Genomic DNA, 25,993 nt, shown 5'->3' on the forward strand with positions numbered 1-25,993 from the left:
TCACGGCATTAAATAGTCCAAATTTTTTAAGGAATCCTATATAAAAAGTTGCTTAATGCTCCATTTCCGCATTCTTTCTATTAATAACTCCTTCCCTCACTTCAAAAAAACGGTTATTTTTTCCGGTTTGCCTAACAATGCCTTCCAGACGTTCTTTTTGCGTATCTGTAATAAAAATCTGACGAAACCGCTCTTCCCCTACCAATTGAATCAGTCGGTTTCCCCTTTCCAGATCCAATTTGTCAAAAACATCATCCAACAACAGAATTGGTGCAAAACCATTATGTTTGGACAAAAACTCATACTGAGCTAGTTTCAACGCAATTAAAAATGATTTCTTTTGTCCTTGCGATCCTTCCTTTTTTACCGGTCGACCACTGAGCATCAGCGAAAGATCATCTTTATGAATGCCATGGGTGGTATATCCTAAAATTAAATCACGGGAACGGTTATTTCTTAGCATTTCCATAATATCTCCGCCCTGATAGTGTGAAACATATGTAATATCCACAGTTTCATTTCCGCCACTGATATGAGAATAGAGTTCCCTAAAAACCGGGACCAACTGTTCAATAAATTGACTTCGGTGTCTGTAAATATCTTCCCCCAATGTTGCCAGTTGTTCATCCCAAACATCGAGCTGAGCTATCAAGCCGGGATTTAATTGGTCATGCTTTTTAAGAAGGGCATTCCGTTGCATTAAGGCACGGTTATAGCGAATTAATTGCTCCAGATACAACTTGTTATATTGCGACACAACACTATCGACATACTTGCGTCGTTGGTCGCTGCCTTCGGTAATTAAACGTTCATCCGAAGGCGAAATCATTACCAAAGGCAATAATCCAATATGCTCAGAAAGCTTATTATACTCTTTTTTGTTTCGTTTAAACTGTTTTTTCTTATTCCGCTTTAGTGCAACATAAATTTGCTCTTCATGCTCGTTTCTCTCAAAGGTCCCTTGGATAACAAAAAAATCCTCCTCATGGTTGATATTCTGACTATCAATAGAATTGAAGAAGCTTTTGCAAAACGACAAATAATAAATCGTATCGAGAAGATTAGTTTTCCCGGCTCCATTGGCGCCCACAAAACAGTTGATACCCTCACAAAATTCGGGATCAGCTTGCGAAATGTTTTTATAGTTTAGAATATTCAGATGTTTCAGATACATATTGGCTCAATCAAAACTGCAAAATTAACGAAACTAAAACAGAGAGTCGATAACTTTAAAAAAATAATAGCACCCCTGTTTTGAATAAAAAGGAAAAGAATTACATTTGCCTTCGGAATAAAACGAATTAAAGATATGGCAAAAAAGCAACAACACGAAGACAGTTTTGAAAACGTTGAATCGGCATTGACTAAAACCGAACAGTTTATTGAAGATAATCAGAAACTGATCAGTATAGCTGCCATTGCTCTGATTGTTATTGTTGGTGGTTATTGGGCTTTTAAAAAGCTATATATACAACCACTTCAAAAAGAAGCCCAAGAGAGCATTTTTCATGCACAGCAATATTTTGAAACCGACAGTTTTAATCTGGCCCTAAATGGTGATGGGATGAATCCCGGATTTCTGGAAATCATCGATAAATATAGTTCTACCGATGTTGGAGAATTATCTCAATATTATGCAGGGATCTGTTTTCTTCATTTGGGGAATTTGGAAAATGCCATTCAATACCTGAAAGATTTTTCAACAGATGAGCCGCTACTTCAAGCTACAGCGCAAGGTGCCATTGGTGATGCTTATCTTGAATCCGGCAATAGGGAAAACGCTATTGATTGGTACAAAAAAGCCACCAGTTCTTTGGAGAATGAAATGATTACTCCATTCTATCTATTTAAATTAGGTCTTCTATACGAAGAAATGGGAGACAAAGAAAAAGCTTTGGAAGCTTATAATACCATAAAAAAGAATTACCAAGAGAGCTCTGAAGGACGGCAAATTGACAAGTACATTACAAGAGTAAAAATATCAGGGTAATTTTAAGGTGAGTATTTATCTTTTATCTAATAAGAAGGTTGTCGTCTTTTTCCGGCAACCTTTTTTTACTTTAAAACAGATCAATCATGGCAACAAATCTGAAGAATTTATCCGATTATGATCCGCATCATGTTCCATCTGCCGAAAAAATGAAATTTGGAATTGTCGTATCAGAGTGGAACTGGGAAATAACCGAAGCTTTGCTCAATGGAGCTTATAACACTCTCCTAAAAAACGGAGCAAAAGAAGAAAATATAATGGTAGCCAAAGTTCCCGGCAGCTTTGAATTACCTTTCGGGGCTTTTCGATTTATTCAAAAAAATGTTGATGCAGTTATATGCTTAGGATGTGTGATTAGGGGAGATACCCCCCATTTCGATTATGTATGTCAAGGGGTGACGCAAGGTATTACCCATTTGAATGTCAAGTATGACAAACCAGTCATCTTCGGAGTTCTGACAACAGATAATATGCAGCAAGCCAAAGATCGTGCCGGAGGTAAATTAGGAAATAAAGGCGACGAAGGTGCTATAACAGCTATAAAAATGGTAGATACATCATTAAAAATTAGATATTCTAAAATTTAATAACTTAGAGGTCGATATTATGTATTAGGAACGGGTCCATTCCCGTTCCTGAAAAATACCACCAATGGGCAAATTACGACTTCAACGAAAAATGCTTGAGCCTAAAATCCAGTTTATAGGCCATCAATTCATGGACATTCCTTCCATCCAATTGTTCAGATACTCAGAACAAGAAATTGAAGAAATTAGAAGTGAAGGGAGTTTTGACAAAATCCATGATAAAATAGAAGATGGTAATAATGCTGTTATCTGGATTAATATTCACGGTATTCATGATATAGAAATAATCAGGAAGATTGCAGATCGCTTTAAACTGGACAAATTAATTATACAGGATATTGTTGATACCACACAACGGCCCAAAATAGAAATCCATCCCGACTTGATTTTTTTTTCCGTTAAATCATTGTTACCCGACAACGGCAACAGTATTGAACCTGAACAGATCAGCTTCATCCTGAAGGACAATGTGATCTTATCTTTTCAGGAAAAGAAGGGTGACCACTTTGAGTATATCCGTGACCGGTTAAGAGAGAGCAAAGGTCTTGTAAGAAAAGCCGGAGCCGATTATCTCCTTTATTTATTACTGGATGCTATCACAGATAATTATTATACCAGCCTCAACGGTCTGGAAAAACGATTAAATGATCTTCCTCGTAAGATTATGGAAAGTCCTAAACCTGAACACATAGTAACCCTTGAACATGTCAAACAGGGGCTTTTTACCATCCGAAAAGCAATTTATCCAGTGAAAGAAGCCATCATTTTTACAGTGAAAGGGCAAACTGGTCAAATTCCCAAAGAAACCATCCCCTATTTTTCCGATTTAAAGGATCAGTTGTTACAACTGATTGATGAAACAGACCTGAATATAAATCGTGCCGAAGGTATTACCAACCTGTTTTTCTCCTACCAAGGTCACCGGATGAATGAAGTAATTAAAGTCTTGACCATCATCACCTCTCTTTTTATCCCTCTTACTTTCATTGCGGGGATTTACGGCATGAACTTCAAAAGGATGCCTGAACTAAACTGGGAATACGGATATCCCTTTGCTCTGGTACTAATGCTTGTCCTCACCGTCGGAATGCTCTGGTTTTTTAAACGAAAAAAATGGCTATAATCGTCGCTATTTATCTACCCAAAAGAATCAGTATTATCCGCCTCTGAGGTATCCTATAACCTATGCGTGCCTAATTAAATCCTTTTGTAATAATTTATCTTTCCTTCTTATAATGAATCTAAAGCGATGCTGCCGGAAAAACAATAGTAAACTGAGAGCCTTTTCCAGGTTCACTTTGCACTTCAATATTGCCGTAATTTAATTCCGCCATTTCTGACGAGAGCATCAATCCCAGTCCTGTTCCTGCTTCTTCGCTTGTCCCTTTGGTTGAAAGATTTCCCGACAAGGAAAAAATCTTTTCCAGTTTATCTGCCTGAATACCTATTCCGTTATCCTTAATATGAACCTTAATGTTTTTGCCATCTCTTTCCGAGGAACAACAAACCTCTCCACCCGGAAGTGAAAATTTTATCCCATTATGAACCAGATTCCGGATTATAAATTCGACCATATCCTTATCCGCTTTAATTACATCAGTTTCATCCACCTTATTGACCAAATGAATTTTTTTCTTATCTGCTTGAGTCGCTAAATAGGAAAAGACTTTTTCTGAAATCTCTTTTACCTTTACCTTCGAAAAAACTGGAGATAGCTGCCCCAACTGAGATTTAGACCAAGTTAAAAGATCATCGATAAGCTTATATGTCTGCTCTGAGGCATTGGCAATTTGCGAGGCCATTAGTTTTAATTCCTTCTGTGAAAAATTATCCATTTCATCATTCAGCATTTGCGCAAACCCCATAATTGCCTGAAACGGACTACGTAAATCGTGAGCAATAATTCTGAAAATCTTATCCTTGGTTTCATTCAGTGCCAGAAGTCGAGCTTCATTCTCTTTTAGCATGGACTCCATTTTGACTTTATGACTAATATCTGAAACCAACAAACATTTGGTATTCTTTCCTATTCCAAAAAGCTTAAATTCCATCATTTTACCTTTGCAAACATCCTCCCACTCGCTGATCTCTTCTCCGTGCTGAACCGTTCTGTTTTTTTCAATGACTCTGGATATATTTTTAAATTCCAAAACAGATGAAAGTTTCTGGTCAATAAAAGAAATACGATTAAATATAACCGAAGCTCTTAAATTTGCGCGAGTTATCAAATAGTCGGAGCTCTCACCTTCCGACCTTATTTCTTCCAGGATAAAGATGCCAACAGGTGAATTTTCAAAAAGTTTCTCGAACGACTTCTCTTTCAATATCAATTGTTCTTTGAGCTTTTTACGCTCCGAAATATTGAATTTAATAGCAATAAATCCCGTAATGGCATTATTGTGCTCAGAAAAAATAGGTGATATAGATGCTTCTTCCGAAATAATCTCTCCACTTTTGCTACGATTAATAAACTCTCCATTCCAACTTTTTCCTGCTGAAATAGTTTGCCACAAATCATCATAGAATTTCCTTGGATGAAATCCACTCTTCAGAAAATTGGGTGTGCTACCAATTATTTCTTCACGTTTATACCCATATACCTTTTCAAACACCTCATTAACAAAGAGAATCGCACCATCTGGATCAGTAATCATTATAATACCGTCGGAGCTATTCAACGCTTTAACTAATTGTTGTTCTCTAATCATAAAATAGGAATTATGAAATTATATCTACTTTACGCAAATCTGGAAATTTAAATCTTTTAGGCCTTTGTATTTTTGATAATCATCCTCTATAAATTCCATAATTGTATAAAAAAGGGGGACGTAGGGTTATTAATCGCAAAATTCAGAATAAAATGAAATCATTTCTGATATTAATCTAAAATGCCATTTTCCCCAAATAATATGATTTGCAAAATGATTTTCGAACAAAAAATATAGTTACTAAAAGGAAAACATTTGATTTCAATAAACGTTTAACGGCATAAGTCAAAAATAAAAAGACCAAATGATTTATATAACAAAGGAATCAATATTCAAAGGGGATAAAATTTCACCTCTTCTTCCTTTTTCATTACTTTAGCCCTAAAAATAACGGTTCCTCGCTGTTTTTTAAACAAAAGATAATTCGATAATGAAAGGTTTTTTATTATACATCATTTTGATTTTAAACACTTTGATAACAGAAAGTATTCTTGCGCAGTCGCACTATAGAGATTCTCATATTGACAAGAAAGAATGGATCTTTTCTTCTGATAGGTTTGACGGAATTGAAATCCATAACCAACACGGAAATATTGTTTTTAATCCAACAAAAAGCGATTCACTTTTCGTAACCGTCACTATTGTTGTTAATACAAAAAATCCACAATCGGCTGAAGAAGTTTTAAATCAGATAGATGTAAAAGATGCAGTGGTCGATGGCAATATATACTTCAGGACATCATTTGACCATGAATTTTATTCCGGTTTTCCTTTTGAAATTAATTATGAAGTACTGGTTCCACACCATTTTAAGCAAATCATTTTAGAAAATCAGTTTGGAGATGTCAATATTAATACTTCCACTGCCCTGTTTGATGGAAATTTGAGCTATGGAAATCTTACCCAAGCAACCACAGCATCCGTAGACACCATACGTGGAAATTTATCGTTTATTAAGGGCCGATTAAACCATGCTAAAGTTTGCAATTTAAGCCTTGATAATTGCAATATTCATTTCCAAAAAGTAGTCCAAGGGATATTTTCAGGACAGTATTCCCAACTTCACCTTGTTAATGCTGATGTAGCTGAAATAAAAGGAAATACTTCCAGATTCCACATCGAATCCATCAAGCAACTGAAATTAAATGGGGATTTTTGTTTTGCCACCATTGACGACATTTATCAACAAGGCCAAATAGAAATTTCTAACGGTTATTTAATTATTGAAAGTGTTGGCAATCGCTTAAAAGAACTCTCTGTAGCCAATGACCGAACCCCCATACAACTCAGCTTACCAATAACGCTTTCCTATACCCTACAGGGAGAAATTACCAATGGAAACATTTCCCATTATGCAAGGCAACAATTGCGAATCATCACAGATTATGAAAAAACATTATTTTCAGGCAGCTTTAATGAAAACAGTGAAAGCACCTCTATAATCCTTTTCAACAAAGACGCCGGAATTGAAATAAGAACTAAATAGGAGATAAAATGTCAGATTACTCAGAAAGAATTCAGGAACTGCGATCCAAAATGGCCGCGAAAGGAATTGATGTATGCATTATTCCCGGAAGTGATGACCACATCAATGAATATTTATCGGAACACTCGAAAATAAGGGATTTTTTATGTGGTTTTACTGGTTCGGCCGGAACGCTTGTTGTAGGAAGCGATTTTGCCTTTTTATGGACAGATTCTCGTTACTATCTTCAAGCGGAAGAACAGCTGGAAGGCACAGGAGTAAAGCTGGTAAAAGAGGGTCTCCCGGATATTCCTGATTACATTAATTGGATTGCCGACAATTTATCTGCCGGGAGTAAGGTTGCCATCAACGGCCACTGCTTTTCCATTAATAAGGTCAGAGAAATAAAAATGGCTTTTCATCAAAAGCAGATTCAATTGGAAACAGGGCTCACCCTGGCTGAAGATGTGTGGACAACCCGTCCTAGCTTGCCCGACAACCCCGTCATTGAACATCCGGAAAAGCTATCAGGGCTTTCACGAATTCAAAAAATTGATTTGGTTCGCCAGGAACTAAAAAATAAGGAAGCGACCCATTATGTGACGGGATCTCTCGATGAAATTGCATGGGTAATGAATCTAAGAGGATCTGACATTCCCTTTAACCCTGTATTTCATGCATTTCTGGTGATCTCACTGGATTCTGTCTCACTTTATATTAATCCCAACAAACTGACTTCTTCAATTGGGAAAAAACTCTCAAAAGATAAAATAAGGATTAGTTTATATCAGGATATCTATTCGCATCTTAGCGAAATACCTGATCATGCTGTTGTTTACATTGATCCTCAACGTAACAACTCAATTCTCTATTCTTCTATTCCAAGCTCAATCCCAAAAATAGAAGGAACTGGACTGATAACCTCCTTAAAATCGATTAAAAATGATATTGAAATAGAAAACATTAAAAAAACGATGGTCGAAGATGGCGTAGCCATGGTTCGATTTTTAAAATGGCTGGAGGAAAAAGTTCCTTCGGGTTCCGTCAGTGAACTTTCTGCCGCCCAACAATTGCTGGAATATAGAAAACAATCCCCCAACTTCCAGGGAGAATCATTTAATACCATTTCGGCCTATGGTCCACATGGCGCAATAGTTCATTACAGTGTTTCCAAAAATTCTGATGTAGTTCTGAAAAATAAAGGAGTCTTTTTACTAGATTCAGGTGGCCAATATCTTACAGGCACAACTGACCTCACTCGTACTATAGGGTTGGGACCAGTAAACGAACAGGTTAAGAAAGATTTCACCTTGGTTCTAAAAGGGCATATAGCCTTGGCTTGTGCCATTTTTCCCACCGGAACGCGCGGTGTTCATCTTGATATTTTAGCTCGACGCCCAATGTGGGAACATAAAATAAATTATGGACATGGCACTGGACATGGCGTTGGATACTATCTCAATGTCCATGAAGGGCCCCAAAGTATCAGACTCCAGGATAATGGTATTGAAATTAAACCGGGAATGGTAACATCCAATGAACCGGGTATTTACCGACCTATGGAATATGGCATACGCATTGAAAACCTAGTGCTTTCCCGCACATTTGGGGATTCGGATTTCGGCACATTTTTTGATTTCGAAACGCTCACGCTCTGTCCCATCGATACCTCTTTAATCATTGAAAAGATGTTATCCCCAAAGGAAATGCAATGGCTCAATAATTACCACGAAAAAGTCTATAGCTGTCTTGCCCCCGAACTCAATGCAGAAGAGCAAGAATGGTTAAAACAAAAAACCCGTTCAATTGGGCAATCTTAAATTACCATAGGAAGAGCTAAGTTTTCTTTAGACCGGTTGATTTATAAATATAGACCTATAGTTGGGAGAAATATTGTTGGATTGAGAACAGTAATATTTCAATTATGTTAGATATTCAATTTAAAAGTAGGTTTTTCATTATGAAAAAATTAAATATTTACCCATCTTTCTTTATTCTGTTATCCTTTCTCTCTCTGGTTGGGAATGCCATGACCAATTCGCAGGAAGAAGGCCATAAAATCGAAATAAAAATAAACGGCTTCAAGGATACCACCTTGATTTTGGGGCATTATTTTAATCAACGTATGTATGTAGATGATACCACCCGTATAGATTCCAATGGCAGAGCCGTATTCACAGATAAAGAGGCATTGCCAGGTGGCATCTATGTAGTTTACCTGCCCAATAAAAAGTACTTTGATTTACTAATCGATAGAGATCAGACTTTTAAGGTAAGTGTAGATACTTCCAACTTTATCACATCCATGGAAGTTATTGGTTCGGAGCAAACAAAAGCTTTTAACCGATATCAACGATTTATTTTTGAAAGACAGGAGAAAGCCCAAAAACTGCAAGAACGATTAAAGGCTGCTGGTTCTGAGAGCAATGATAGGGAAAAAATAAGAGAAGAACTAGATATATTAAACGAAGAAGTAAAAAATCATTGGAACGAACTAATAAAAAAACATCCTGGTTCCTTGTTAGCACTATTTCTAAAAGGTATTCAGGAGGTAGAAATTCCCGAATTCGATTTACCTGAAGGGGTGAAAAATACGGATTCAATCCGACGGGTAAAAACCTATCAGTATTATCGTACACACTATTTCGACAACATCGATCTTACGGATGAACGAATTTTAAGAACACCCTTCTTCGGCAAAAAAGTAGCACACTACTTCTCTTCATTAGTACCGCAAATACCGGATACTTTACTGAAGGAAGCAATTACAATTATCGAAAAATCCAGACCTTCTCCAAATGTATTCCAATTTCTGGTCAGCGATCTTTTCAACTTTGCCAACGACAGTAAAATCATGGGTATGGATAAGATGCTGGTAGGCTTGGCCGAAAAGTACTACCTTTCCGGTGAGGCCACATGGGCAGATGAAGAGTTTTTGAAAAAGCTTGAAACCAGAGTTAAAGAACTAAAACCCACATTAATAGGTAATCAGGCACATGACCTCAAAATGCAGGCCTACGATGGTCCTTATTTTCGGCTTTATGAGATTCAAGCCCCTATTACCATACTGGTGTTTTGGGAAACCGATTGCGGACATTGCAAAAAAGAGATTCCTAAACTAAACAAGATCTATCAGGAAGACCTTATTGAAAAAGGTGTAAAAGTATTTGCGGTCTATACCCAGGGAGATCAACCCGAATGGGTCGAATTCATTGAGAAACATGAATTATACGATTTTATTAATGTATGGGATCCCTATCGTCATACCGGCTTCAGGGACTATTATGATGTAAAAAGTACACCGACCATTTTCATTCTTGACAAAAACAAAAAAATTATTGGAAAACGCATTGCGGTCGATGATCTGCCAGGTTTTATTGATCATTTCTTGAAATTTCAAAATGAAAAAGGATAAAAAGATTTGGATAATTGATGTTAGCAAATAGACAATTAGCCTTTAAAAGATGGGCTAAAGTATGAAAAGAAAGATTATATCTTTGATATTGTATTAAAAAAAGCTAAGACCAGGAAATGATCAAAAAGAATAGCAAACATATATCGACTAGGAAAAGAACCAATCTTTTTATTCAACTCATATCCTTATTGGTTACATGCCACTTTATATCTTGTTCGAATGCAGAAAGAGAGATTCCAGCACCAGAAATTTACCTGACCAACAATGATGGAGAAATGGAAGTAAATCTTGGAGACACCATTATTTTAGCCCCCAAGATCACCTATAATTATGATGCGTTGTACGAATGGAGAAAAAACGGTATTCTTTTAGAAGAATCAGGTCAGATTCTTACGGATACGGCCACCAACCTCGGAAGTATAGAATATTTCTTTAAAGTGACCACCCCTTATGGAATTGATTCCATGTACATTCCGGTCGATGTAATTATTTTAGCCAATTTTGATGAACTTGCATTTTCCGTCGAAACTGATACTTTCAACGTTGGAGCATTTCCTGATAATGGCTTTACTCATAAAGGCTTATTCTTTCCCAATACCTATACCAACGATACCATTTGGACAGGATTTGGTCTCAGCAACATAGGCGTCAAATCTTCCGACTATGAAGACATCACCCCACACAGTGTATATAACAACCAGGATCAATCAGATTATTTTCTTTTAGTTCGATTGCCCAATGGCTTAGAATCGTCTCCTTCTATCATTTCATTTAACGATGGGAAAGACCATCTTTTAAAATCAGTTGAGATAAACAATACCACTCTAGGACGTTATTTAATGAAATTTGGAACGGACCACTATGAAAGAATGGGCGGAAGTGGAAGCAACCTTGCAGATTGGTGTAAGATTACCATTACAGGCATCACCACCAATGGCCAAACAACATCTTCTATTGAGTTTTTCTTAGCAGATTATCGGTTTGAGAACAACAAAAGAGATTACATTGTTGAAGAATGGACCACTATTGACTTAAGCACCTTGGGGGAGGTTAATAAAATCCAGATTTCCATCTCAAGCAGTAAAACTGACGAAAATGGAAATGGTATCACCCCAGAAATGTTCTGCATTGACAATTTGAAAGTATTTACATAGAATAAATACCCTTTGATTACAAATCAATAGGAAAAACTTCCTGAAATTTCAATTTCTTACCTACGAACTACTAATTTTGATACTAATTTTTTCCCATTTATTTTGAGCTGGAGCAAATAGACTCCCGTTTGCAATTTATCGGGGAACCTGAATTCAGTACGATTATCATTGATTTCGATCTTTCTGGTTATGACCAATTTACCATTTTGATTATAAATATATATCTCTCCTTTCCCAATTTCTGGAGAATAAATATTGATAAAGCTGCCGGCAGGATTGGGTCCAATCATGATTGCGTCGGGAATCTCGACATTGCTAGAGTCTGCATATACCACCTCTCCCACAAGGACATCAATCCATGCAACACATGGGAAATTCCCACTAAAGGAAGAATATGATTGCCATCCGCTATCGATCAGATTAAGAAAGAAGGAATTATTTTCTGAATCGCTGCCCGCCGGTATCTGATAAACGGCAAAGGTATCAACAGGCGTATTATAATTATGGGAATAACCAGCGAAAAAAGTTCCGGAAAAAGAGACAGGTTGATCAAACAATAACAACACCTCTCTATTGGCAGCTTGATCTTTTATGTTTAATTTTTTATTCACCAAAAGATTTTGAGGTGTGTTTATTCCTGTCCATATTTTAATATCTATCTCACCACTGCCTTCTACCTCTATTTTTCCAGGAATTAAAAAAATCCCATAAATCTTTCCTGAGGAAAATTCATCAAACCGTTCCGCAACATCGGTAATTAACAAACTATTAGGACCAGTCCAATAGCCATCACCGTTATTAGTATATTTTAATTGAGGGCTTGCATTTTTTGGAAAATGAGAAAAACGCATCAATTCACCGAATGTGGGATCATAACCGGGAAGTGAATTTAAATCTTCACCTGTAGGATTCAACCATATATCTATTCGGGCAGTATCCTCCGGTAGATAATCCCATATTTTATTCAATCGGATAAAATAATCATTAACCGGATTACTGCAGGTGGCAGAACCACCCGACAACAAACCAATTAAAGCACCATCATCCAAAAATAATCCTGCACCTGATGAACCCGGTTCGGTGGTTCCTTCGGCCCAAGCTTCTACTTTCCAATGCGAGTCATTCAAAAAGGGATTGCCAAAACGAGAGGTAGCTGAATAGGTTTCTTCAATCGGCACGCCTGCCGAAATCGCGACCTTTTTTACATCACCATAGGGGTGATGAATAGTATGTACAATACCGGAAGGCTCAGAACCAAGATTCCATCCGGAATAATAAGCCCTGTAATAGTCGGGCGGTGGAACCGACAACTCTAACAACGCAAAATCCAGCTGGTCGGCAAAGGCACGCAACTCAGATCCCGAAATACTTTGAATCTTGGTGCCCTCAACAAATGTCTGACACTGGGGAACTTCGTAATTGAAGATAAAAACCACCGAGCCTGACGAAAGATTTGTTCCCAAACAATGTCCAGCAGTAAGGATGTAGGGAGTTCCATCGTTATTAGTATTATTTAATAATGTGCCACTACAATATTCTGTACCGTCTACAATTACCTGACAAACAGATCTTCCGTTTAGCAACCAGAATTTTTCATCAAAACAGGAAAGATCTGTATGACAGGGGCCACTATCTCCAAAGTCGCCAACTTTCGATTCAATAATTCTAAAAATATTTAGAAAATCGTGATTTACAGCCCCTATTTTCAGTTGCGTTGCATCATCACCAAGCTTTTTCCCCGTCCACTCTATAACTAATTCATCGCCTGGAACCGGTGTTGTCGCTAAACCACCCCATTTTTTATTATTTTGGCTGGTCAAGGCACCAAGCACATAAGTCCCTGAAACATCATAAATGAACAACGTATCCCCTTGTGAGAGATGAAATCGATCGAATATTACATTAAGAGAAAAAGCACCAGCCGATTTGATTTTTAATTGCCAATATAAACGCCCATCCTCCAAGACTGTTAAAACACCTGAATTCTGAGGTGTCAACTCAACAAAATTAGGATAACCAAAGCGCAAAGGGCGTCCCTTTTGATTACTATTATTTTCAATATTGATATATTCTGGAGAAGGAGGTTGAAAGTTTATTAAAGTTTTTTTGGCATTGAAATTTTGTGTTGAATAGCTTAGCTCCATCCCTTCTCCAATCTCTAGCATCAATGGTTTTCCTCCATGCCCTATTTGGGCAATCATCAAGGTGTTCCAAACAAAAATGATGGATGTAACAGTTATGATTCGCCGCATTGCATATTTTATTGTCTGAAACATAAAAGCCACAAAAAAAGTTACCGGAAATAAAAAAACACACTTCCGGAAACTTTCTATTGGTCTAGCTCGATACATCCTTGAGAAAGTATTTCTTTTCGTCAATACACTTTGCATTCCATTTCTCCCCTAAGAACAGCAAGGGCATTCATCGCCAAGGCAGACATTTCATCTTCACCGGGATAAATTTTTATATTTCCAATCCAATTAATGTATTTTCGAATATAGCCAACCACGGTATTATTCTGAGCCATCCCTCCCGTAATCAAAACAGCATCTACTCTACCCTCCAGAACTGAAACACAGGCACCTATATTTTTTGCAATTTGGTAAGACATGGCATGCAAAATTAAATCAGCTTTTTTATCACCATGAAGTGCTTTTTCCTCCACCTCGTGTGCCTGATTAGTTCCAAGATGAGCCATAAGCCCTCCCTGTCCGGATACTTTTTTACGCATCTCATCGTGAGAATATTGTCCGCTAAAACACATATCCACCAAACCTCCTGACGGCAATGTTCCTGCTCTTTCTGGCGAAAATGGGCCAAAACCATCGAGCGCATTATTTACGTCAACCACCCGCCCGTTTTTATGAGCCCCTATTGAAACCCCACCTCCAAGATGAGCCACAATAAGATTCAGCTTTTCATATTTTTTTTCCACCGATCTGGCATAATTTCTGGCTACTGCCTTCTGATTAAGAGCATGAAAAACAGATTGTCGGGGTAACTCCGGCAACCCGGTGATCCTCGCCACATCCTGTAATTCATCCACCACCACAGGGTCCGCAATAAAAGCCCTAGCAGAAGGTAAACTTCGCGCGATATCATCCGCAATTAAACCTCCCAAATTGCTGGCATGTTGCGGTTTTGCATTGCGATCCGTCAATTCATTTTTCATTTTGTCATTTACCTCGTACACTCCAGAAGGGATAGGACGAAGTAAACCTCCTCTGCCAACAACAGCATCTATTCGCGCCACTTCTATCTGAGCCAGCTCCAATTCTTTAAGGATTACTCTTTTCCTAAACTCATACTGGCTGGGAATATCATCAAATTCAGATAATTCTTCCGAAGAATGTCTCAGTGTCTTTAAAAAGATCGATTTGATATCATCATATACTGCAATCTTAGTAGAAGTAGACCCTGGATTGATAACCAATATTCTAAATTTTTTCATAAATAATTATACTATAAATTTAGCATTATGGCAGTCATCAGGCCAGAGCTGCCAATAATATACTGTAAAACTTACTCTCTTCTGAATCACTTCTGGACGTCAGAACAATGGGGGCCGATGCTCCTAAAATAATAGAGGCCACTTTAGCATGAGCAAAAAAGACCAAACTCTTGTAAAGCACATTCCCAACTTCAATATCTGGCATAAGCAATAGGTCGGTATCACCTGCCACCTCACTTTTTATATTCTTATGATGAGCACTTTCAAAACTAACGGCATTGTCAAATGCCAGCGGACCATCAACGATGCAATTTCGAATCTGGTCACGCTGATTCATTTTGCTTAGCAAGGCAGCATCAGTCGTGGCCTGCATACTTTCATTCACCATTTCAATGGCCCCTAAAACTGCCACTTTAGGCCTTTCTAGGCCTAATTGGTTTAAATAACTCACCGAATTCTCCAAAATAGCAATCTTATCCTGAAGATTTGGAGCAATATTCATGGCAACATCCGTCACCGCAATCAATTTATGATAAGTAGAAACTTCAAAGAAGGCCAGATGCGACAGCAATCGCCCCGAACGCAAACCCCACTCTTTATTCAACACCCCGCGCAATAACACCGGTGTTGGGACCTTGCCTTTCATGAGAATATCTGCTTCCCCATTATGCACCATCCTGACAGCTCGTTCTACGCATTTTTCCGGGTCATCTTCTTCGACAAATAGCGAATCGCCAAAATCATATTCCTTTTCATCAATAATATGATAAGTCTCTTCTCTATTTCCAATCAAAACAGGCTCTATAAAACCTGCTTTATAGGCTTTATGAAGGGCATTCAGGGAAAAAATGTCCTGCGAAACTGCCAGAACCAATTTTTTAGCTGGCTTCGAAGGATCAATTAATTTTTGTAAATCTGACAGTTGTTTTAACATACTCTATAAATTTAACAAAAAAATGAACTGGTCCCCGCATTGTTTATACTTTTTGACATGGTTGGCCCTCATGAATCTTGACATTCAACAAATACCTAACAGTACAAGCTACTATCTATTAACCAGATTTTCAACAATCCCCCTAGTATCTTGGGCAATCACCAATTCTTCGTTGGTGGGAACTACCACTACCCTCACCTGACTTCCGGACATACTAATATCCATTTCCTTTCCCCTAAGGCCCGTATTTTTGTTTTCATTAATTTTTACCCCTAAAAAATCCAATCCGTCACAAACTTTTCTTCGAATAAGATCGGCATTTTCTCCTATTCCCCCCGTAAACAATAAAATATCTATACCGCCCATGGCTGCAGCATATGAGCCAATATATTTCTTTATACGGTAACAATACATTTCCAGTCCCATACGGGCATTTTCATCTCCACTCTCAACCGCATCTTCAATTTCCCGCATATCGGAAGAAATCCCTGTTACCCCAAGCATTCCACTATGTTTATTGAAGAGAGTAGAGGCCGAACGGGTACCTATTTTTTCTTTCTCCATTATATATGTAACAGCACCAACATCTAAGTCTCCACAACGAGTACCCATCATCAACCCTTCAATGGGAGTAAACCCCATAGATGTATCTACAGATTCACCATTCTTAATGGCCGCAATCGAAGCACCGTTTCCAAGATGGCAGGATACAATTTTCTGGGTTTGATAATCTCTATCCAAAATTTCACAAGCACGACGACTTACATATCGGTGACTTGTTCCATGGAAACCATATCTTCTAATACCATACTCTTTATAAAGAGACTGTGGAATACCATACATATAGGCATGTTTGGGCATCGTTTGATGAAAGGCAGTATCAAAAACCCCCACCTGAGGAACATCCGGGAGAAGCGAAGAGATAGCCTCAATACCCTTTAAGTTGGGAGGGTTATGCAATGGCGCCAAATCGATACATTCCTCCATCTTTTTTATTACATCATCTGTTATAAAAACACTAGAATTAAACATCTCACCACCATGAACGACCCGATGTCCTACGGCATCAATTTCATTAAGATCCTCGATGCACCCGTGCCGTTCACTAATCAAAACACCAAGAATATAGTCAATTCCGGTTTGATGATCTAGAATTTCCCCTTCAAGCAAAACCTTTTCACCAGAAGATTTCTCATGTTTAAGAAAAGATCCTTTAAGTCCTACCTTCTCTACTCCTCCTTTGGCCATAACCGACCACTCTGAATCGGTCATATTGAACAATTGATATTTTATTGATGAGCTTCCGCAATTAAGCACTAATATTTTCATCAGTATAAAGTTTATCTAATTCATTGGTATGATGGAACTCGTATGACCATTAGTTTATAAATGAACTTGTTGTGTCAAACTTTGTTGGTCATGCTCGTTTCATCCTTATAAATTTTATTTATCAAGGTCGAATGAAAGCCACATGGCAAAGGCTTTCTTTTTACCATTATTTTAATGATTCAAATATTCATTACCATGCTCGTTTCATTAAAACACATTATTCTGAAATTCTATTACCGTTGGCATCATATTTAAAAAACCCCTGACCGGTCTGGACTCCAAGACGTTTGGCCCTCACCAGTCTTTTGATCAGAGGTGAAGCCTTGTATTTAGGGCCACCAAATTCTTCATACAAATTTTCCATCCACTTTTCAACTTTATTCAAGCCGATAATATCAGCCATATGGAAAGGTCCATAACGCATACCCGTACCAATGATCATCGTTTTATCTATATCCTCTGCTGAGGCAACACCTTCCATAAAGGCCTCGCAAGCTTCGTTCAGTAGGGTCACAAACAATCGAATACTCACCAGACCTGCAGATTCTTCCACGGGTATGACTTCCCGATTAATCAGTTTAATAAACGTGCAAACCTTTTTGTAGACTTCATCTGTAGTATATAGCCCTTTAACCACTTCAATAATTCTGGCTTCAGGGGAAGTAACAAAGAAATGCAGGCTAACACATCGGTCAGGATACTTTAACTCACTGGCCAGTTCTGTTATAATTATGGTAGTAGAGTTCGTAGCAATAATCGCTTCTCGATCTACCACCTGTTCAATTTTATGAAATACATCTTTCCTAACGTCAATACTTCTCAGACCGGTTTTTTCATCCGCCCGTATAGCTTCAATAACAAAATCGGACCCGGCCAGATCTTCAAAATCCATTGACCCTTTTATGCGCCCCATGATAGCACGCTTTTCGCCAGAGGTCAACCCCCAGCTTTCAATTCGATTATCCAACTCTCGACTGATACTCTCCAACGAGTTTTGAATCTTCTCCTCACTTAATTCAATAAATACCACTTCAATCCCATGCCAGGCTGCAATGCGGACAATATTCTGTCCCTCCTTACCACATCCTATCACTCCAATTTTCGAAAAGAGGGTTTTTACGCGTCGTTTAGCACTTAGTGCATACCTTTCAATAGGTTCAACAACAATTTCAGCCATTTTTTATTTCAACTTTTTTCAAAATGATTAATAAAAAAGCCGGTATTCCACCGGCTCATTATATAATAAGTTATTTACCCATTGCCTGAGTGGCAGTAATGGCAATCAGGTTAACAATATCGCTTACTGAACACCCTCTCGATAAATCATTGATGGGTGCTGCCATCCCTTGCAAAACCGGACCAACTGCTTCGGCATGAGCCAATCTCTGAACCAGTTTGTAGGCAATATTCCCAGTTTCCAGCGAAGGAAAAATGAACACATTTGCCTTACCTGCAATTTTACTATCAGGCGCTTTTTTACGACCAATCTCAGGGATTAAAGCAGCATCTACCTGCAATTCGCCATCAATGTCTAGGTTGGGATCTTTTTGTTTGGCCAGCTCAGTAGCTTTCACCACTTTATCTACCATTTCATGTTTGGCACTTCCTTTGGTCGAAAAACTCAACATGGCCACTCTTGGTTCAAACCCTAAAAGATCACGGGTAGTCTGTCCTGTTACAACCGCAATTTCGGCTAATTCTTCTGCAGTTGGGTCCGGATGAACCGCACCATCAGCAAATACCATAATTCCGTTTTCCCCAAACTCATTATCTTTAAGAATCATAATAAATGCTCCCGATACTACACTAATTCCGGGCTTGGTTTTAACAATCTGAAAAGCAGGTCGTAAAACATCTCCGGTAGCATTTTCCGCACCGGCAACTTCACCATCAGCATCTCCGTTTTTAATCATCAACACCGAAAGATAAAGAGGGTTTTCAACAAGTTTGGAAGCTTCTTCCCTTGTCAGTCCTTTTTTCTTTCTTAATTCAACGAGCAAATCGATGTATTCTTCTTTTTTTGGATTATTTAACGGATCTATAACCCTTGCTTTTGAAAGATTTTTAAGCACCAAACGTCGACTCTCCTGTTCAATTTTCTCAGGATTCCCTAACAGAATAATTTCCGCCAGACTCTCTTCAATAATTTCATCTGCGGCTCTTAAAGTTCTTTCTTCTGTTCCTTCTGGAAGAACAATGCGTTTTTTGTTTTCGGCAGCTCGTGCCTTTATTTGATTGAGAATATCCATTTTAAAACGATGTTTAGATTTGTGCAAATTTAGAAGATTTGTATTGAATTTACCTGTTTTTTATCATCAATTATAACTTTTTTGCTGAATTGGTCGATTCATTCCAATTCCATCGACGTCTCCTATTTTGCTAGTGAATTCCTCATTTCCTGATATAGAAAGTTGCAAATATGAATCGAAACTTTTTATCAATTTTTTATTGATAACTACCATCTACATATTAACAAAATAGTTCATAAAATCTCACCTTTAGTCAACCTCCATTCCTCTCCAGCAATCAACAAATCAATGATTCTCAACGAAACGAACATAATAAAAGGAGCGTTACAAGAGAGAACGCCTAAAAAACATTGTCATAAGAGTACCGACCAACCAAACTACATTTTGCCCAGAAAAAATTACTTATTTAAATTAAACCCGATTTCTCAAATGGCTGTTAACACAGATTATAAAGTATCCTGAAAATAATCATAGGTGGTCAAATCATTTTTTATATTTTTGCAATTTGAACTGCCCCTATTTGTAAATCATTGAATAATAATTTATCATGAAGAAAGCGCTGATTTATGGAGTGATATTCGCTCTTCAAACTGGATTGATCTTTCCCCCATCCGATGTATTGGCTTGCACCAACGTTCTAGTTTCCAAGGGTGCCTCTGCTGATGGATCTGTAATGATCTCGTATGCAGCAGATTCACACATCCTTTATGGGGAACTCTACTTCCGACCTGCCAAAGACTATCCCCAAGGCAGTATGCTTGACATATACGAATGGGATACAGGGAAGTATCTTGGTCAAATAGAACAAGTGCCCCACACCTTCCAGGTAGTTGGCAACATGAACGAACATCAGGTTTCCATTGCCGAAACCACCTTTGGTGGAAGAAGCGAATTGCGAGACACCACAGGAATTATGGATTACGGAAGTCTGATCTATGTAACCTTACAAAGGGCAAAATCAGCACGCGAAGCCATCCATATCATGTCTTCCTTAGTTGAAAAATATGGTTATTATAGTTCTGGGGAAAGCTTTTCCATTGCCGATCCTTATGAGGCATGGATTATGGAGATGATAGGAAAAGGCCCCAACAACAAAGGAGCTGTTTGGGTAGCCAGAAAAGTCCCTGACGGATATATATCTGCACATGCCAACCAGGCAAGAATCACCACCTTCCCTCTCAATGATGAAGAAAATTGTCTCTATTCACATGATGTGATTTCATTTGCAAGAGAACAGGGTTACTTCAATGGAAAAAACAAGGACTTCAACTTTGCAGATGCTTACGCACCGTTAGACTATGGCGCTGTTCGTTTTTGCGAAGCCCGTGTATGGAGCGCCTTCCGCCATGTTAACGAAAAGGAGGCCAATCAATATGAAGATTTCATTATGGGACGTTCTTCAAAGCGAATGCCCCTGTTCATTAAACCCACAAAAAAAGTAAGTGCTAGGGATATAATGAACATCATGCGGGACCATTTTGAAGGCACCGTTCTGGACATGACGCAGGATGCTGGGGCTGGTCCATTCAAGGTTCCATATAGATGGCGCCCACTCACCTGGACAGTGGACAGTACAGAGTATCTAAATGAACGAGCCATCGCCACTCAGCAAACCGGCTTTTCTTTTGTAGCACAAATGCGGAGTGGGCTTCCCAATCCTGTAGGGGGTATTCTCTGGTTTGGTGTAGATGATGCCGATGCATCGGTTTATGTTCCCATGTACGCCGGAATAAAAAGCGCTCCCTATGAGTATGCTGTAGGCAATGGTAATATGCTTGAATTTTCCTGGGATGCTGCCTTTTGGGTATTTAACTGGGTATCCAATATGTCATATAGTCGTTACAACTATATGATTAAAGATATCAGAAAAGTTCAGAAAGAACTGGAAGACAAATTTGAACTTATGCAACCGGCCATTGATAATACTGCCAAAATGTTGTATGAAAAAGATCCTAAAATGGCCAAACAATTCCTTACCGAATATTCACATAATCAGGCGCGATTAACGGTGCAAAAATGGCAAAAGCTGGGACAATTCTTAATGGTTAAATACCTTGATGGAAATATCCATCCCGAAAAAAACGGTGTGTTTCTTAAAAACAATTATGGAGAACCGCATTCGCCACAGTTCCCCGGCTATGATGAAGATTACTATCGAAACGTGGTAAAAGATGCAGGTGATAAGCTTAAGATGAAAGACTTCCCCCCTGCTCGTGAATAATTGCAAATTAAACAAAGATTTTTTATTTGTTTCTCTGATGTTCCATTTCATCAAGTAAGGATGTTGTTATAATTTTTCACGGGTAATATTCACCTAGAAGCGTCGGAGAGTTTAGTTATTGTTTACAAATAGCATTATACAATTTCGAAAAGGATAATTTGAATCCTGAATTGAACTAAATTCCATTAACAGAACATTAATGAAATTATCAGATATTGGTGAATTTGGGTTTATTGAACGAATAACAGAAAAATTTCCCCAAATACCCCTGAATGGAATAACAGGAATTGGCGACGACTGTGCCATTATCCCTCAACACAATGATTTTGAAATGGTAGTAACTACTGACCTACTAGTTGAGGATATTCATTTCCTCAGAGATAAAACCACCCCTTTTGATTTGGGCTACAAATCATTGGCGGTAAATCTGAGTGACATTGCGGCAATGGGAGCTTTACCTGTCGCCTCATTTCTTTCAATTGCTATTCCGGCGAATCTAGATGTTAACTATCTAGATCAGTTTATTGACGGATACAAAACACTCAGTAACAAATATAAAGTCCCCCTATTGGGGGGTGACACTACAAAATCGCCAGACAAACTGACCATCAATGTGTGTGTCCTAGGAAAAGTCAAAAAAGGAAAAGCACTAAAAAGGTCTTCTGCCCAACTTGGCGACATAATTGCCGTAACCGGTCCCCTAGGAGATTCGGGGGGAGGACTGAGACTAATTCTTGAAGATATCCAAGATGATAATGAAGCCTACAACACTCTTATTCATTGGCATCATCGTCCAGAACCGGCTGTCCGGGAAGGATTAACATTATCTAGCCTACAAGGGATCAGAGCCATGATGGACATCTCGGATGGCTTGGCCTCTGATTTGGGACATATTCTCAAAGCTTCCGGGTGCGAAGCAACTGTAGATCTTACAAAAATTCCAATTTCAGATTCTTTGAAAAAAGTATCGACACAACAAAAGTGGAACGTAGTTGAAATTGCAGTTTCTGCAGGAGAAGATTACCGATTATTGCTAACCATTGATCATAAATATTACGATAAAGTAGCTGAAAGTTATAATAAAGAATTTTCATTGCCTCTGACACCAATTGGGTCTATTACTGGCAAAAATTCCTCAGGGAAAATAGAATGGACCAAAAATGGAAAACCCACCTCATTTTCAGGAATGGGATTCAACCATTTTAGTAAAAAAAATTAAATACAATGATCAAAAAAAGTTGTTGGAATTAAAAAAGTTTCAAGCATACTCTTTTAACATCCAAATAATAAAGGCCAACAAAACAAGACCAATTATCAAAGATCCGGCAATTTTGTTAATCCAGTATAGCCTGCGAAGATTAACTTTAGATCTAAATAAACTAACGAACCCTGTTAAAAGGGACCACCAAAGGCTTGCGCCAATAAAAACACCGGTAATTATGATTAAATGACCGGTCAGTCCATATTCGGGTTTCAAAACGCGAAAACTTGCAAAAAAAGCAATGAATAAGAATATGGCCAACGGATTACTGAGGGTAAGAAAAAAGGTGGATATAAAATCCCTAACAAAAGAATGTTTAACTCCCCTTTGTCGTCTTAACCCTATTGCAGGATTGGTTCTGAAGATTTTAATACCTAAACCGATCAGAACAATAGCTCCGATTAGTTGGATCCAAAACATTCTGGCTTCAATAAAAGTTACAATATAAGATAAACTAAACCCCGCAATTATAGCATATAAAACATCCGAAATTACAGCCCCCAATCCGGAAAAGATACCGGATAATTTACCATTCTGCAAAGTACGCTGAATGATTAATATACCAATTGGTCCAATTGGTACCGAAGCTGTAAATCCAACCAAAATCCCATCCAAAAGTGTGCTCCAATACATCTGTCATCGTTTTTCGTTTGCAAAGATTGAAAAATTGTAAAAACTAACATTGAAAAATGCACATCTTTTTGCAGCACTTTTCTTAAAGTTTTAATATATTGACACCAATAAAGCATTTTATTTCATAGGTAAACTAATCTCTTAACAATTCCTTAACATAGAAATAACATCCACCAAACACAGCGGACATGAATACCCACTATGTTTGCCACCGAAAAAATTAAATTTTGCTTCAACAAATGGAAACTATTTATTTAGTAATCGTTGGCGTTCTTTTTCTTCTTGCCATTTCCGATTTAATTGTTGGCGTTAGCAATGACGCTGTAAATTTTCTCAATTCAGCCATCGGCGCACGAATTTCATCCTTTAAAGTGATTTTAATTGTGGCTGCTGCCGGTGTTTTTGTGGGGGCCAGTTTTTCGGGAGGTATGATGGAGGTTGCACGCAAAGGGATTTTTAACCCTCAATTTTTTCTTTTTGAAGAGATAATGATCATTTTCTTAGCAGTAATGCTTACCGATATTATCCTTCTCGATCTTTTCAACACATTCGGACTCCCCACTTCTACAACGGTATCCATAGTTTTTGAATTGCTGGGTGCTGCGATAGGAGTTGCCGTAATCAAATCCTTTAACAATCCGAATTTTTCTGTAGCTGACTATATCAATTCAGCCAAAGCCCTTGCCATTATTTCGGGCATCCTCCTCTCCGTCGCGGTCTCATTTACTGTTGGGATTATCGTCCAGTATGTTGCCCGAATAGTATTCTCATTTAATTTAAAAAAGCGGCTCAAATACCTGGGATCTGTATGGGGGGGAATGGCCATAACTGCTATCACCTATTTTCTAATCGTTAAAGGAGCAAAAAATGCTTCTTTTATGGAGGAAAATACTCGTTCATGGATTGCAGAAAACGGACGAATGATTATTCTGTACAGTTTTATTTTCTGGACCGTTCTTATGCAGTTGCTCTATTGGCTATTCCACTTCAACATACTTAAGTTCACAGTATTAGCAGGAACTTTTTCTCTGGCGATGGCCTTTGCAGGAAACGATTTGGTTAATTTCATAGGAGTGCCTCTTGCTGGGCTGGAATCCTTTAAAATCTTTAAAGCGTCCGGTGTAGAGGCCGACACCTTACTGATGAAATCGCTGGCCGGAGAAATCCACACTGATTCTTTGCTCTTGATTCTTGCAGGTTTAATAATGGTAATCACGCTCTGGACTTCAAAAAAAGCAAGAAAAGTGGTGAAAACTTCCATCGATTTGGGAAGACAGTCAGAAGGCGAAGAACGCTTTGGTTCATCTTTTTTTGCCCGTTCCATTGTGCGTGGCAGCATTGCCATTTCCAATTCGTTTAATCAGTTTATTCCCAAAAAAGTTCGAGACTATCTTGACCGCCAATTTGACAGCACCCAATATGAAGAAGAAAGGCAAAAAATGGGAAAAGAGGCGCCGTCCTTTGATGCCCTAAGAGCTTCTGTAAATTTGGTGGTGGCAAGTATTCTTATAGCCTATGCCACATCCATGAAACTCCCACTTTCCACCACATATGTAACATTTATGGTAGCAATGGGAACCTCCCTCGCTGACAGAGCATGGGGACGTGAAAGCGCTGTTTACCGAATCACCGGTGTTGTTTCTGTTATTGGAGGCTGGTTCTTAACGGCATTTTCTGCTGCTTCCTTGGCCTTTATTATGGCCACCGTAATGATGTATGGTGGCAATTATGCCATATTCCTTCTCATTCTATTGGCAGCTTTCATGATTTATAGAACCCAGATCATAATAAAAAAAATGGAACGTGAAGATAAGCGCTTTCTGGAAATGGAAATTGAGGAGGTAAATGGTGAAATCACTTCTGTGAAAGTCCTAGAAAAATGCAGAACCAACATTTCCGATGTTCTTAAAGATCTCTCAAAATTATTTAGTGATACATTAATCTTCTTTGAAGCAGAGGACAGAAAACACCTAAAAGAAAACAGCAAGGAAATTGAAGCCTTAAATAGACGGACAAAAAAACTAAAAAGCAACATCTACAACACAGTCCGAAAACTACAAGAAGATTCGATAGACTCTGGACTCTATTATGTGCAGGTAATAGATTATTTGCGTGAAACGGTTCACTCATTAACATTTATAGTAATTCCTTGTTTTGAACACTTAAACAATAATCACAAAGTTTTTTCCGAAGAACAGTTTGAAGAAATCAATATTCTGGAAGGAAAAGTCAGATCTTTACTTACCAAAAGCAATAACATGATTGAACAATCTGATTTTAACCTCCTTCAGGATTTAATAGATGAGCAAATAAAAATAATTGAAGTAATTAAAGGTATGCGCAAAAAACAGTTGAAACGTATCAAAAAGGAGAAATCCGGGACTAAAATAAGCATGCTATATCTCTCCATTTTACACGAGACACAAAACATGCTTCTACATCTGGTCAATTTGCTCAAAGCGCAAAGGGATTTTGTGTCGGCAATGAAAAAATAAATGTTTAAAATTTATTACTTTTGCACTCCCACAGAAAAAAATCATTAGTCTTTTGCTATCATAGTTATTAGTTCCTAAATCATCTCGTATGTTTGGAGATT

Annotated in this window: 19 protein-coding genes; 10 read left to right on the top strand and 9 right to left on the bottom strand. The window is 38.1% G+C overall.

From position 1 onward, the window contains the following. Positions 1–52 precede the first annotated feature (52 nt). Positions 53–1,174, bottom strand: a complete 1,122-nt coding sequence (gene recF, locus ACT29H_RS04615) for a DNA replication/repair protein RecF (RefSeq protein WP_444820430.1) — start codon at positions 1,172–1,174, stop codon at positions 53–55. A gap of 135 nt (positions 1,175–1,309) precedes the next feature. Between recF and ACT29H_RS04620 the strand changes: the two genes are divergently transcribed. From ACT29H_RS04620 to corA, 3 genes are all read left to right on the top strand, one after another. Continuing rightward, positions 1,310–1,990: a tetratricopeptide repeat protein gene (locus tag ACT29H_RS04620; protein WP_444820431.1), complete on the top strand. Its 681-nt coding sequence runs from the start codon at positions 1,310–1,312 to the stop codon at positions 1,988–1,990. A gap of 86 nt (positions 1,991–2,076) precedes the next feature. Beyond that, positions 2,077–2,577: a 6,7-dimethyl-8-ribityllumazine synthase gene (ribH, locus tag ACT29H_RS04625; RefSeq protein ID WP_444820432.1), complete on the top strand. Its 501-nt coding sequence runs from the start codon at positions 2,077–2,079 to the stop codon at positions 2,575–2,577. Between the two features lie 64 nt (positions 2,578–2,641). Beyond that, complete coding sequence (gene corA / locus ACT29H_RS04630) at positions 2,642–3,700, top strand: magnesium/cobalt transporter CorA (RefSeq protein WP_444820433.1); 1,059 nt, start codon at positions 2,642–2,644, stop codon at positions 3,698–3,700. A gap of 118 nt (positions 3,701–3,818) precedes the next feature. Here corA and ACT29H_RS04635 read toward each other — a convergent pair whose 3' ends face one another. Beyond that, complete coding sequence (locus tag ACT29H_RS04635; protein ID WP_444820434.1) at positions 3,819–5,285, bottom strand: PAS domain-containing sensor histidine kinase; 1,467 nt, start codon at positions 5,283–5,285, stop codon at positions 3,819–3,821. A gap of 430 nt (positions 5,286–5,715) precedes the next feature. Between ACT29H_RS04635 and ACT29H_RS04640 the strand changes: the two genes are divergently transcribed. The 4 genes from ACT29H_RS04640 to ACT29H_RS04655 all read left to right on the top strand — a co-directional run bounded on the left by ACT29H_RS04640 (position 5,716) and on the right by ACT29H_RS04655 (position 11,319). After that, complete coding sequence (locus ACT29H_RS04640) at positions 5,716–6,771, top strand: hypothetical protein (RefSeq protein ID WP_444820435.1); 1,056 nt, start codon at positions 5,716–5,718, stop codon at positions 6,769–6,771. 8 nt (positions 6,772–6,779) lie between these two features. Next, positions 6,780–8,570 carry an aminopeptidase P family protein gene (locus tag ACT29H_RS04645; protein WP_444820436.1) on the top strand — a complete coding sequence of 597 codons (1,791 nt, stop codon included), beginning with the start codon at positions 6,780–6,782 and terminating at the stop codon, positions 8,568–8,570. A gap of 140 nt (positions 8,571–8,710) precedes the next feature. Further along, positions 8,711–10,165 carry a redoxin domain-containing protein gene (locus tag ACT29H_RS04650; protein ID WP_444820437.1) on the top strand — a complete coding sequence of 485 codons (1,455 nt, stop codon included), beginning with the start codon at positions 8,711–8,713 and terminating at the stop codon, positions 10,163–10,165. A 275-nt stretch (positions 10,166–10,440) separates the two neighbouring features. Beyond that, on the top strand, positions 10,441–11,319 hold the full coding sequence (locus ACT29H_RS04655; protein ID WP_444820438.1) for a DUF4465 domain-containing protein: 879 nt from the start codon (positions 10,441–10,443) through the stop codon (positions 11,317–11,319). Positions 11,320–11,375: 56 nt separating this feature from the next. Here ACT29H_RS04655 and ACT29H_RS04660 read toward each other — a convergent pair whose 3' ends face one another. The 6 genes from ACT29H_RS04660 to pta all read right to left on the bottom strand — a co-directional run bounded on the left by ACT29H_RS04660 (position 11,376) and on the right by pta (position 19,282). Beyond that, positions 11,376–13,571, bottom strand: a complete 2,196-nt coding sequence (locus ACT29H_RS04660; RefSeq protein WP_444820439.1) for a T9SS type A sorting domain-containing protein — start codon at positions 13,569–13,571, stop codon at positions 11,376–11,378. Between the two features lie 122 nt (positions 13,572–13,693). Further along, positions 13,694–14,770, bottom strand: a complete 1,077-nt coding sequence (gene buk / locus ACT29H_RS04665; protein WP_444820440.1) for a butyrate kinase — start codon at positions 14,768–14,770, stop codon at positions 13,694–13,696. Between the two features lie 37 nt (positions 14,771–14,807). After that, the gene (locus ACT29H_RS04670; protein WP_444820441.1) at positions 14,808–15,704 is read right to left on the bottom strand and encodes a bifunctional enoyl-CoA hydratase/phosphate acetyltransferase; all 897 of its coding nucleotides are present in this window, start codon (positions 15,702–15,704) and stop codon (positions 14,808–14,810) included. A gap of 111 nt (positions 15,705–15,815) precedes the next feature. Beyond that, complete coding sequence (locus tag ACT29H_RS04675; RefSeq protein ID WP_444820442.1) at positions 15,816–17,033, bottom strand: acetate/propionate family kinase; 1,218 nt, start codon at positions 17,031–17,033, stop codon at positions 15,816–15,818. A 217-nt stretch (positions 17,034–17,250) separates the two neighbouring features. Beyond that, a complete protein-coding gene (locus ACT29H_RS04680; protein ID WP_444820443.1) occupies positions 17,251–18,210 on the bottom strand; it encodes a 3-hydroxyacyl-CoA dehydrogenase family protein in 960 nt (319 codons plus the stop codon). 70 nt (positions 18,211–18,280) lie between these two features. Next, positions 18,281–19,282, bottom strand: coding sequence for a phosphate acetyltransferase (gene pta, locus ACT29H_RS04685; RefSeq protein WP_444820444.1), 1,002 nt, complete (start codon positions 19,280–19,282; stop codon positions 18,281–18,283). Between the two features lie 547 nt (positions 19,283–19,829). On the opposite strand from pta, the gene ACT29H_RS04690 reads away from it, so the two are divergent. Further along, positions 19,830–21,503, top strand: coding sequence for a dipeptidase (locus ACT29H_RS04690; protein WP_444820445.1), 1,674 nt, complete (start codon positions 19,830–19,832; stop codon positions 21,501–21,503). A gap of 199 nt (positions 21,504–21,702) precedes the next feature. Next, positions 21,703–22,722 (top strand): thiamine-phosphate kinase, encoded by a 1,020-nt coding sequence (thiL, locus tag ACT29H_RS04695; RefSeq protein WP_444820446.1) that lies wholly within the window; start codon positions 21,703–21,705, stop codon positions 22,720–22,722. A gap of 39 nt (positions 22,723–22,761) precedes the next feature. Here the strand turns inward: thiL and ACT29H_RS04700 are convergent, their stop codons facing one another. After that, on the bottom strand, positions 22,762–23,397 hold the full coding sequence (locus tag ACT29H_RS04700) for a LysE family translocator (protein ID WP_444820447.1): 636 nt from the start codon (positions 23,395–23,397) through the stop codon (positions 22,762–22,764). 239 nt (positions 23,398–23,636) lie between these two features. On the opposite strand from ACT29H_RS04700, the gene ACT29H_RS04705 reads away from it, so the two are divergent. Further along, a complete protein-coding gene (locus tag ACT29H_RS04705; protein WP_444820448.1) occupies positions 23,637–25,892 on the top strand; it encodes an inorganic phosphate transporter in 2,256 nt (751 codons plus the stop codon). Positions 25,893–25,993 lie beyond the last annotated feature (101 nt).

Origin of the sequence: Thermophagus sp. OGC60D27 (assembly GCF_052400625.1) — a bacterium.
Classification (GTDB): Bacteria; Bacteroidota; Bacteroidia; order Bacteroidales; family Marinilabiliaceae; genus Thermophagus.